The organism is Methanosarcina sp. WH1 (assembly GCF_000970005.1).
GTDB lineage: Archaea > Halobacteriota > Methanosarcinia > Methanosarcinales > Methanosarcinaceae > Methanosarcina.
Window position 1 is genome coordinate 545304 of the sequence record NZ_CP009504.1, and the last position, 11498, is coordinate 556801.

10 protein-coding genes are annotated in these 11498 nt (G+C 40.5%); 4 read left to right on the plus strand and 6 right to left on the minus strand.

Annotated elements, in window-relative coordinates:
* The first annotated feature begins 54 nt into the window (after positions 1 to 54).
* On the plus strand, positions 55 to 333 hold the full coding sequence (locus tag MSWH1_RS02480) for a DNA-directed RNA polymerase subunit L (protein WP_048125776.1): 279 nt from the start codon (positions 55 to 57) through the stop codon (positions 331 to 333).
* An 809-nt stretch (positions 334 to 1142) separates the two neighbouring features.
* Here the strand turns inward: MSWH1_RS02480 and MSWH1_RS18730 are convergent.
* On the minus strand, positions 1143 to 1310 hold the full coding sequence (locus tag MSWH1_RS18730) for a hypothetical protein (RefSeq protein ID WP_156148053.1): 168 nt from the start codon (positions 1308 to 1310) through the stop codon (positions 1143 to 1145).
* A 19-nt stretch (positions 1311 to 1329) separates the two neighbouring features.
* Positions 1330 to 1446, minus strand: coding sequence for a PAS domain-containing protein (locus MSWH1_RS20690; RefSeq protein WP_082088009.1), 117 nt, complete (start codon positions 1444 to 1446; stop codon positions 1330 to 1332).
* A 328-nt stretch (positions 1447 to 1774) separates the two neighbouring features.
* On the opposite strand from MSWH1_RS20690, the gene MSWH1_RS19815 reads away from it, so the two are divergent.
* Positions 1775 to 2014 (plus strand): response regulator, encoded by a 240-nt coding sequence (locus tag MSWH1_RS19815; RefSeq protein ID WP_231585545.1) that lies wholly within the window; start codon positions 1775 to 1777, stop codon positions 2012 to 2014.
* A gap of 116 nt (positions 2015 to 2130) precedes the next feature.
* Positions 2131 to 2496 (plus strand): response regulator, encoded by a 366-nt coding sequence (locus tag MSWH1_RS02490; protein WP_048125778.1) that lies wholly within the window; start codon positions 2131 to 2133, stop codon positions 2494 to 2496.
* Between the two features lie 275 nt (positions 2497 to 2771).
* Here the strand turns inward: MSWH1_RS02490 and MSWH1_RS02495 are convergent, their stop codons facing one another.
* The 3 genes from MSWH1_RS02495 to MSWH1_RS02510 all read right to left on the minus strand — a co-directional run bounded on the left by MSWH1_RS02495 (position 2772) and on the right by MSWH1_RS02510 (position 6260).
* Positions 2772 to 3557 carry a winged helix-turn-helix domain-containing protein gene (locus tag MSWH1_RS02495; protein ID WP_048125780.1) on the minus strand — a complete coding sequence of 262 codons (786 nt, stop codon included), beginning with the start codon at positions 3555 to 3557 and terminating at the stop codon, positions 2772 to 2774.
* Positions 3558 to 4173: 616 nt separating this feature from the next.
* Complete coding sequence (locus tag MSWH1_RS17340) at positions 4174 to 4614, minus strand: class I SAM-dependent methyltransferase (protein ID WP_052723118.1); 441 nt, start codon at positions 4612 to 4614, stop codon at positions 4174 to 4176.
* A 710-nt stretch (positions 4615 to 5324) separates the two neighbouring features.
* On the minus strand, positions 5325 to 6260 hold the full coding sequence (locus tag MSWH1_RS02510; RefSeq protein ID WP_082088011.1) for a UDP-N-acetylglucosamine 3-dehydrogenase: 936 nt from the start codon (positions 6258 to 6260) through the stop codon (positions 5325 to 5327).
* A gap of 1239 nt (positions 6261 to 7499) precedes the next feature.
* On the opposite strand from MSWH1_RS02510, the gene MSWH1_RS02515 reads away from it, so the two are divergent.
* The gene (locus MSWH1_RS02515) at positions 7500 to 9095 is read left to right on the plus strand and encodes a glycosyltransferase (protein WP_048125787.1); all 1596 of its coding nucleotides are present in this window, start codon (positions 7500 to 7502) and stop codon (positions 9093 to 9095) included.
* A 211-nt stretch (positions 9096 to 9306) separates the two neighbouring features.
* Here MSWH1_RS02515 and MSWH1_RS02525 read toward each other — a convergent pair whose 3' ends face one another.
* The gene (locus MSWH1_RS02525; RefSeq protein ID WP_048125792.1) at positions 9307 to 11400 is read right to left on the minus strand and encodes a disaggregatase related repeat-containing protein; all 2094 of its coding nucleotides are present in this window, start codon (positions 11398 to 11400) and stop codon (positions 9307 to 9309) included.
* Positions 11401 to 11498 lie beyond the last annotated feature (98 nt).

Genomic DNA, 11498 nt, shown 5'->3' on the forward strand with positions numbered 1-11498 from the left:
TTGGCAGGCTGTTTATAGCTGGCTATATCATTCACCATTTACAGGTGGTCACCAATGGAACTGAACATCATTACTAAAACAAATAGCGATCTTGAAGTCGAGCTCAGAGGCGAAACTCACACCCTTCTCAATCTTCTTAAGGACCTCCTGATTAAAGATGACAGGGTTGAAGCAGCTTTTTACGACATGAAACACGTGAGCATTAGCGACCCTATCCTTTACATCAAAACCGATGGTACGGATCCGATTCTGATCTTAAAGGAAACGGCAGCAATTATTGTTGCTCAGTGCGATGAGTTTATCGAGATCTTCGGCAAGGCAGCAAATGCCTGAAGCCGATGTGCAGGACGTCTCTTAAAAAGATGTTTTGCTCATTTTTCTTCTTTCAGAAACTTTTTCCCGCTCCGTACTTCCATGTGAAGGCTACTGGATAGTATTTTCTTTTTACTTTCCTTTCCATTTTGTGCTTTTAGAACAATGAAATTCAGCTAACTCTAATTATCCAAGTTTATTGTCGGACTGCCTGTTTAGCTCAGGTTTAATTCATGATTTTTTCCCGTAGCCCTAAATGTAATTCTGAATTCCGTCCCCAGCTCTCGTTTAAGCTCAATATGTAATGGGACCGGAGTGAAGAGATTATGTTATCCAGTTTTGAATATTGGTCAACGGTAAGGGAGTAACCGATGGGCAAAACAAAGCCCTATTGGTTGGGTAATGGGAGCCGGATGAGTCGAGAGGCTCAAGTTCAGTTCTGAAAGGGTCTAGGGGTGAAATTCCCCTGGGTTACTTGCCAGTAAAAGGAAACTTTTACGCTCCGTTCGTTGGAGAGGGAAAGTGAGCAATTACTTTCTCTTATCCTACTTAGAAGAGGGAGAGCGAGTAATTGCTCTTTCTTATTTGACAAGCCCGTAAAAATGTTCTCTATATTCTCAATATAATCACTGATTGAAAACAAATCTACTATAATGTTGAAAATATTGGATAAATCGATAAATTAATTACATATTTATGTACATTTGCAGAACGTGAGTTATAAGCTTCTTCAAGCTCAGAAGTATGCGCTTTAACTTTTTCTTCTAAATTGTTATGTGTTTCTTTTAGAGCTTCTTCTGCTTTTTTGCTCTCGGTAATATATCTGATGATTAGACTATCTGCGGCTCTCCGTTACTATCCGTGAAAAGGGCGCTGCTTATCTCTCCAGTAAACGTAGTTCCTTCCTTGAGACTGTAAGTTAACTGGGCTTTTATTGATCCAGAGCGCATAAGTTTGTCTAATACGTCGGATACCGCAGGATCTTCCAGGTCAAACATCCCCTTGCACCCCCTCCGATCAGTTCTTTTTCTGCCTACTCAGCATCCGGTAAGCGACTGGATTAACTGACAGAATTTTCCCGTCACCTCTGGGGTCACTAAGGATAAAGGCATCCGTGCTGTGGTCGAATAACATGCGATACCGTGTTTCATTTTCCAGCAATCCAACGCCTACAAGAACATTACCTTTGAGATCATTTAGGCCTATAGGAACTAGATGTTTTTCTTCCTGATATTAACGACTGGACTGCCCTGAAGCAGCTGAAGAACGACCCTGATACAGCCCTTTCGTACTTATTATTTCAGTTACAGACAACAACAAGCTGGGAATTGCCCTTGGGGCAACTTATTCCTTTACAAAACCAGTAAAAAGAGTCGAACTGCTGGATTCCTTATAAGAAATCACAGGTAAGTTCAGGTTAGAAGAACCGAGGATTCTCATCATTGATGACTATGAGAATTCAGTGGAACTTCTGAGTACTATGATTAAACCTGAAGGCTTTGAGGTGGCAAAGGCCTATGGTGGGCAGGAAGGCCTGGACAGACTCTTTTCCGAGCAGCAGTCGGATATCCTTATTTTCGATCTGTTGATGCCGGAAATAAGCGGATTTGAGGTAGTTGCCCGCCTTAGATCAGGTGAACAGACAAAAAAATCTCAATTCAGTTTAATGTACCGCAGGCGAGTTAACCGAGAAAAATATTGAAGAACTGAATGACGAACTTAAGGGTCATCTTATTTCTATTATGAAAAAGGAAACTTTCGGAAGAAAAGAGTTAATTAATAAGATAAAACAATTAGCTATGCTGAAGAGGCGTGAAGATGAAAGAAATTCTTATTGTCGAAGATAACCCCATGAACATGGAATTGATCCTGGATCTCCTGGAGTTTTACGGACACCATGTAACGGAAGCTGAGGACGGGATAAAGGCTCTTGAACACCTTGCTGAGAAAAAGTTCGATATTATCCTCCTAGACATGCAACTTCCTAAAATGGACGGACTTGAAGTTCTGGACAGGATAAAAAAGAACCCTGAGACTTCAGACATTCCTGTGATAGCTGTCACAGCTCATGCCATGAAGGGAAGTGAAGAACACTTTATCGAAATGGGATGTGTAGATTATATTTCAAAACCCATAAATATCCACAGGTTCAGGTCCCTTATAGATAAATATCTGGGAGTATAAAGGAAAGACACAGAACAGCAAATTGGAACGCAAACCGAATTACAATATGATGTTTGCAGTCTAAAGAAATCAAAATTTGGAGAACAAAGAAAATCAGGAAAAGTAAACTAACATTGGAAAACTATTGTAGCCGGAAATACATTTTTTTCTATTTCGAGCTGAATATTTTTTCAGTCCCGTTTTCACTCAGTTTGATTTTCGTCTACATCCGGCTAAAGCCTTATGTTTTAAACAGATTCCGCCTCTGTCTTAAACATGCCATATTACCCGGTAAATTATATGTTGTCCAGTCGCCTGGACATATTTTTATAATATAAAAAAAGCTCTTCACACCATTTAAGTGCGCTTTCATCGAAGCTCATCAACCGCTGGTGGTCAAACTTTCCTTTTTTATCAAAGAGTACAAGAGAGCAGAAACGTTCTGTTACGACATCTTTAAGTGTCACATTTTTGTTACATATATAGACTTCCGTATTCTTTGATTCTACAAGAGTTTTCAGGTCTTCAAAATAATCCTTTTTCATTCTCTCAAAGACCGGCTCTGTAAGGATAAGGCACATCTCTGCTTCTTTTCGTACGAGCTCGGAATATATCTCGATATGGAGAGGATTAAAGTATGAAAGGAATATTTTTATATGTTTTGACGCGAGAAGGTTCTTTTTGAAGTCTTCGGGAACTTCGAAAAGCCGGTTAAGATCGGCTTCAAGCATGAAGTAATTCCCTAGTTCATTAATCCTGTTAAGAAGATACTCGGGAATTGCGGTAAAATCATGGTTAATCCAGTAATCGTAGTTTTCCTCAAAAACCCTTACCGTATCAAGCAGAGGCTCCATCTTTTCTACAACGATTTCCCCCATATCCGAGAGCCTGTAGGTATTTTTCTCATCCTGAACGATCAGACGCCCTTCCTTTAATTTCTTGATCTGCGGCATAATTGAAGTCGAGTTAACGTTAAGGGCGGTTTTTATTTCGTCACCTGTCTTGGGCCCTTCTTCTAGAAGGAGCAACAAATCTTTCCTTTTTTCAGATAGGAATGCCAGGTCAATAAACGATATTTTCATTTTAATTCCATCTCCCCTAGAAGCTTCTTAAGTATGCCGGAGGAGTTCTCCAACATCTTATTTCAGGAAGCAATCTCTATTGGCAAAAGTCCTTTATTTTTCCCAGGAGAAAACTGCGAGGGGGACTTAGTGCAACACTCATGCGCTACTTTTCAGTTGCTTCCTTATATTATTTTCCAAAATTTACTTATTTTCTTAAAGTTAAGCTCTTTTTATCTGTCGGTTTCCCTTTCTCTTTGCTTTTTTTCTTTCTATCTTTTTTTTATTTCCTATCTTTCTGTTCCCCTTTTTCTTTTCCTTTTTTATTTTCTGCCTGTTTTTCTCATCCTTTTCTCATTCTTTTATTCTGATAGCAAGGATGTAACCCACATATTTTGAGGTTTACTTTTTCGGAGCAGGATTTTTTTGCCTTCTCCCAGCCATTTGAAACTGTATCTGATCTTTCTGCCGAACAGGTAATACTTCCCCATTTTCAAAATCAGCTCTGCAAAATACCGGGCAAATTTCCAGGTCCCGCCCATCCCCCAATCAATGCGTTTACTTCTCCGGGTCTCGGAGAAGACCTGAACTTTCGGACATTTACGTCTTTGAGCCCGCCTTCTTGAAGTCCCCTTTTCTATTCTTCCGGTGTGGGGAGTGAAAAGGGAAGCTCTATAATTTCCCCGAATACTTTTTCTGCGTGAGCGATTTCTTCAGCGGCTTTCGGGGAAATCCTCTCCTCTTTGTACATTTCGTTGATTCCCATATAGCCCTCAGTTTTCAGGACCGGCGCAAATTCTTTGAAGGTCCTACCCCTGTCAAGGAACTGGGACACAAACTCGGTTATCACTGCGTCAAAAGTCCCGGCTTCGAAGGGCAGGGCATAAGTGTCCGCAACCCTGAACTCCACCCTCTCCGAAACGCTCTGTCTTCTGGCTCTTTCTTTTGCTTCCTCAATAAAAAGTTCCGCAATATCAATCCCCACCACATTGCAGCCGATTTTTCTGGCAAGGAAACAGGCAGAAAAGCCGTTTCCACAGCCTACCGTAAGAACTTTTTCGTCCTGGCAATCCGGCATAACTCAGCAAGTTTTCTGGTGGATGTAAAGCCGCCTGTATGATAATAGAGCATTCCCAGGTAACCTAAGAACTGTACATGAATTTCTCGATTCATACAGATCAAGCATTCTATAGCCTTTTCTGTATCAGGCAACAATCTTTTTTTTCAAATGGAATATCCTTTCCAAAAACCTAATTTATTTCGATGTTAATAGAAGTAATCCGGATCGAGAAATGGATTCATTTGCAATTTTTAAGAAATATATCTGTATATTCCGGTTTTAGATTGAAGCAATAACTCGTTAATCTCAGTTTTGAAATCCCATCTTCTGGTATTGCTTCTCTTCCAATAATTAAAGCCTGATTTCATACCATTTTGGTTCAAGTGTATCAATCTAGTTTCGTTTGGAGTACTTGACGACTTTTACAATGATTCACTTTACGTTTCCCATGGAATCCTTACCCTATCAAATCGTCTAAATTGGATTTTCAAAGTTATTCACATTGTTCCAGAAGCTTTGCACACCTGCATTACTGCTGATGCACATTCTGGTAGGGTTACCCCCAAATGGAAGGCAGCATTCAAGTAATCCATAACATAACTTCTTGTCGCACGGCATGAACGTGCTTTTCACACTTTTATTTTTTGTGCTTGTTATTCAAAGAATATCATGTGCTTTTTTAAATCCCTACTCTTTCCTTAACTGCCGTATTCTTTTTTCCACCAGTTTCATATCTCAATAGTTTTTTCTTCTCTGTATGACTGGATTGCAGCCAGCGCCACTTCCAGAGCATGCTTTCCTTCTTTTCCTGAGGGTATCGGGCATGTTCCATCCTTCTCACAGCAGATAAAATGGAAGAGTTCCTTTTGCAAAGGTTCCGCTTTTTCTACCCTGGCTTTCTGGATCCATCCATCGTTATGGAGTTCCACACTTTGATCCAGGTAGTCCAGATATGCAACACCTTTCAGACCTACAGCAGTAAGCTTCCGGATTTTGTGAGGGGTAAGCCAGTTTGTCTCCACAAGCCCTGAGTATTTGTGGTTCAGGCGCAGGTGAATGGTCGCATGATCTTCAAAGGAATGAATATCTGAGCCCGCTACGGCATATACCTGGTTTATCTTCATTCCGTAGATGCAGGAGATTATATCTATATCATGTACCCCAATATCCAGGATTACCCCCACATCCCTTATCCTGGGATTGTAAGGGCCGACTCTTCTGGTTGAGATAGAGACGATTTTTCCCAGAGCCTCTGAATCGACGATCTCTTTTAATTTTAGTACCGCAGGATTAAACCTCTCTATATGCCCCACCATCAGATATCTGTCCATTTCTTCAGCAGATTCGATCATTGCGGCTGCATTTTCCACACTGTCTGCAATAGGCTTTTCTACAAGCACGTCCACCCCTGCTTCAAGGGCATCAAGTACTATGGGGCAATGAAGTGTGGTAGGAGCTGCAATACTGATTGCGTCAAGCTTTGTTTTCTTGAACATTTTTTTATGGTCTGCAAAAGGCAATGTATTGTATCTTGCTGCAAGCTCTTTTACCCTTGAAGTATTGGGATCGGAAATCCCTATCAAATTTACGTCTTCCATTTCACTATAAATCCTGACATGGTTCTCTCCCATGTAGCCGGTTCCAACCACTCCTACTCGTATCAATTTTACCCCCCACAATTACTTTATCAGGCTTTATTATCTCGATTGTCTGATATCCTGCAAAAAAACAGGATATTTCAACACAGATAGTATGTTATCTGTAAATAAAGATCAATTTTATCTGTAAATAAAGATCAATTTTATCTGTAAATAAAGATCAATTTTATCTGTAAATAAAGATCAATTTTATCAGTAAATAAAGATCAATTCTTGAACAGAATGACCTTGAGTTCTTACTGCTTTTTCAGATAGGCTTCAATTCGATTTTTCCATATTGTTCCTTTCATTGTATGGAAGCCTTCCAGAATACAGGTAAGTTAAATTTCAAACCCTTTTTTCCCCAATTGACGGCGTATGCCTTACCATTATGCCGTTTCCCTTTTAATTAATATATATTCTTTGTATGTCAGTTTTATCCTGCCATCAATATTTTTTGCCAGTAGACTCTGACTACGCGCATATATTGAACTCCTCTGCTTCATTTTTTAAAGCCTATTGGCACTTCTATATTTTGCTTGAATTCCTCTCAACTAAAGAAGCTCCTTTACTACTTCACGCGCTCTCAGAGTATGCCTCATGTGTCTTCGGTTAAGTGAGGAATCATGATAAATTGCACCTATCTCTACAACAGTTGTCTAAAATTTTAATATAATATAGGCTGAAGCAGAGTCTTGATTTTAGATAAAGAGGGCAAAATTTGAGAGGGCAAAGTTTGAGATCGATTTATGGTACAAAATCGATAGCTTTCGGGCAAGAAAATTCCTTAACTGATGACCAATGGAGTATGCCTATACAATGCGCTTCTTTACCACTTAATCTTATTCCCTCAGCTCTCTCCTTTCCTTATCACCGGAAGGATTAATAAGCTCCCGGTGCAACATTATTTTTCTTAAGGTTACTGCATGATATCAAGGAGCTTTTATGATGCTTATCTTTTCCCCGGTCTCTGAGATTCATGCCTTAATATATAACTGGGTTAGGACATACTATATGTCAGCAACTCTCTATTCAATAAATGGGGTATTCTCATAAGTTCTTAATATCTCATAAGTTCTTAATATCTCATAAGTTCTTAATATCTCATAAGTTCTTAATATTTTCACGAATTATTTTTAGTCACATGTTATCTTTATATATATTTTTTGTACAATATCTTTTAAATGATAGCCTTTAATATTTTTGCATTTATACATATACAGGGGGTTATAGTATAACGCATATTCATAGGGGGGTGAAGAGGGTTTGTATTCAGCTCTTACACTTTGTTTTAATTCTCTAATTTCCGATCCTATCAGTATAGTTTCATCGCCATCTCAACTTTCCGATAGGCCTCTCAGGCACGAGTTTACGGTCTTGATTCCAGCTCAAAACGAGGAGGCTTCCATAGGAAGCAAGGTCCTGATTGCGGCAAGTTATGCAGACCGCGTACTCGTGATTGACAAAGGTTCTACTGACCGAACGATGGAAGTAGCAGCTCTGGGAGGGGCAAGAGTCGTCCCTTTGACCGGAGGAGAAGAATCATTAATAAAAATTCTTTATAGGGCATCCCTTGATTCAGAGCTTGTGGTTCTTATCTATCCTGAGTGCATGCAGGATATAGATCTACTGTCTCATGTTCTCGAGCCATTAAGGCAGGGGTTTGACCTGTCGATAGGTTCCTGGCCCTGCCGGATTTCCTGTGAACAGGAGACTGTCATGCTTCTGAACGGGAAAAGCACCTTTAAAGAAAAAATAGGCTTTCTTGCCATAAACTCAAGATCGCTTCAGAATATTAGTTCAGGCAAAGAGCATATGTCTTTGAAGTCCCTGCTTTCTGCTGCGAAAACCGAAGACCTTAAGGTTAACTACCTGAGCTTTGACGTTGATCCTGCATTTCGAAAGCTTGAGAGCGCCCGTATAGGAGTTGTAATACCTGCTTATAATGAAGAACTGCTTATTGGCGAAACCCTGAGTGGGATTCCAGAGTATGTTGATCGGATCTATGTTATCGATGATTGTAGTATTGACCGGACTGGAGAGATTGTAAAAAAGTTCGGAGACCCGAGAATCGTTTATTTGCGCCACGAGGTAAACAAAGGTGTCGGAGCAGGAATAATTAACGGGTACAAGCTTGCTCTAAAAGATGAAATGGATATTGTAGTAGTTATGGCCGGGGATAACCAGATGGATCCTGCCCAGCTTCCAAGATTGATCTTTCCGATTATCGAGGGATGGGCTGACTACACAAAGGGTAACCGGCTCCTTTCGGACAATTTTATGACCGGGATGAGCAGGTGGAGGTCTTTTGGAAACCTTCTGCTGAGTTTCCTGACTAAAATTGGGAGTGGATACTGGCATATTATGGACCCACAGAACGGGTATACAGCCATTTCCAGACAGGCCCTTGAGGTTATCGATCTGGATTCAGTTTACCCTTACTATGGCTATTGTAACGACCTGCTGATCAAGCTTAATGCCTTTGGAATGAGGGTCATGGATGTGGTAATCCCTGCCCGTTACGGCAGAGAAAAGTCATCCATAAAGTACAGCAAGTATATCCTTAAGGTTTCACCCATGCTATTCAGGGGTTTTCTCTGGAGGCTAAGGATCAAATACACGGTACTGGATTTCCATCCTCTGGTTCTGTTCTACTTCCTTGGAATGCTTGCCTTACCTTTGAGTGTGCTCCTGGGGTTCTGGGGACTTTTACAGCTATTGTTTCAAAACCCTCTACCTTCCTATTACCCACTGCTTGGTTTCTTCGTACTGGGTACCGGACTTCAGATGCTCCTGTTCGGAATGCTCTTTGATATGCAGGTTGAAAAGAAAAGGAATGACAGGGTAGGACTTGCTCGTTGAGGTTTGGAAGGAAAACTTCCAGACCTTTCTCTGTAATGTATTTTACTCAAAAACAATAGGATTCCACCTGTTTAACAAGGGCAAATACTCTGGGATCTTTTCTTTTTTGACACAGGTAAATCCCGGCAAGAACAAGAAGGCAGCTGAACGGATGAAACAGGAAACCCCTTGAAACAGGAAACCCCTTAAATCTTTAGATTTAGCGGGTAGTTCACTTGTTTGTATACTCTATAGTAAGTTTTGGTCTCTGGGCTTTGTTTTGCCATTCCGAACTGTAGAATGCAATATAATTATTGTCTTCCACTCTGGCTTTTATCAGGAAACCGGTATTTTCATACTTCCCACTGGTGTACTCCTGCACAAGCTCTGTTACATCCAGCTCATAATAACGGTCTTCCGGAAGATCACTGCTCTTAATAGTGATTGTCGCATATGGGTTGCTACCCTGAGAAACACCATTTTTATCGTACCAGTCTCCTCCTGGGTTCTGCCAGAGGGTTTCTGTTTCTCTTTCTTCCCAGGTAACATGTTCCTCACACCATTTTTCCGGCCTGTATACTTCAAGAACAGTATCTTCCAGCCTGGCCACTTCTGGGTAATACCAGAACAAAGAAAGGGTTGCTTTTTCAATACGGTCTGCTTCATCCAGCTCGTTCAGTTCAAAAATCATGACAGCCCTGTATATTCCTCCCTCTGGTCTTTTTCCCACATCGGTATATTCAGTTTCTCGATATGTCGTGTTAGGAGACTCTTCTTTCAGCCTGTTGTCCGAAACAACCGACAGTGAGGCGATTTTAAGGGTTTCTTCGTCCGATTCTCCCGAAGTAAAACCCAAAAAGGTATTTTTCACAAACTTTACTATTTTTGATATAGCCCTTTCAATATCATATTTGATGCCTTCTTCCCGTCTTGCATCGATGCCATGCTCATCTATCTCATAAGGCATTTCCTGTGGCCCTGCGTTTATCGCGTCTGCACAGGGCAGGTTTTGCACTGAAGACCCGTTTTTACCCAGCTGTTCAATAAGTGCAGGATCGGCCTGTACATCCGATGTAGAGCTGGCATACATGTAGTCTCCACCCGAATTGTTTAAGAGACAGTTGTTTTGAAGGATGAACGAATGAGTGTTTTTCAATTCATTATAAAAAGCATAACCTTCTCCGGCGGCAGGATTCGATTGGGTATTAATTATTATATTATTTCGTGCAATGGTTGTATAGCCTGACTCTGGAGATGAAAACTCGTTGTTTACCTCTTTATGAGCAATTGCCGCCCCATAGCATCCATCGAATACGTTGTTTTCTATCAGGGTATCGTAAAAACCGTTGATGACGATACCTCCTGCCCAGTCGGCACCGAAATTAATGCCAGTTTTGTAAAATTTATTATTGTGAATGTATATATCTTTTGCAGAATCTTTTGAATATGTGGACCCGTAGCCTGTAATCCAGATTCCTGCGGCATTTGTTTCATATATCAGGTTGTTGTAAATTTCTATTTCATCCATTACTGTTGACGAACCCGCTTTCTGGATTTCAATTCCAGCTCCGCCTTCCCCCTCGGAATTGATTACATTGTTATAAAATTTGACTTGATTCCCGTTATATACTCTGAGCCCGCTGTTTGTTCTGCACGTTATTTTGTTGTTCCAGGCTTTTACATTTGAAGAATAGATAATATAAAGAGCATCATGCCCGAGTTTATATATCGTGTTGTTATAAAATTGAATATTGTAACCTTTCACCACTTTCAGCCCATCACCGTGGCTGTCATGCATATACATATCATATACCTGAATATTTTTGCAGTTGAGAAAATGGATCAGGTTGTAGTACCCTTTTCCCCTGCCTTTTTCCTTATTTCCGTCATGGTTTCCGTCGATTTCAAAACCTCTTATAGTAATATTCTGGTTTCCCGAACTATCGATCTGTGTAATCAGGGGTTTTTCCTCTGGCCAGCCTGCTTTATCTTCAAGTTTAATCACAGTTGTGGAATCCCCTTCCAGGATGGTATTGCTGCCGATGAGAATGCTGCTCGAGATAGTGTATGTATTAGGACCTTTTAAATGAACAGTTGTGTACTCCGGGTTTTCTGCAACATATGCGAGGGCTTTATTGATCTCTACCTGGTCATCGATTCCATCGCAGTTGAAAGCTTCACTCCCATCGGTATTTACATAAACCGTCTGTTCAGACGGGGTATTTGAGAGGGCAACGGTTACACCTGCAAGCAGAATCAGAATTAAGATCAGGATCCCTTTTTTCTTTTTTTCTCCCTGTCTATATATCCACGGATTTTTGTTCATTTTGTACCCCCGATACACTTAACTATAACTCTCTAAACTTTATAAAAGTTATCTTTTAGGGCCGGTAAAAAACTTTACCTAAATGTTTGAGTTTTTTT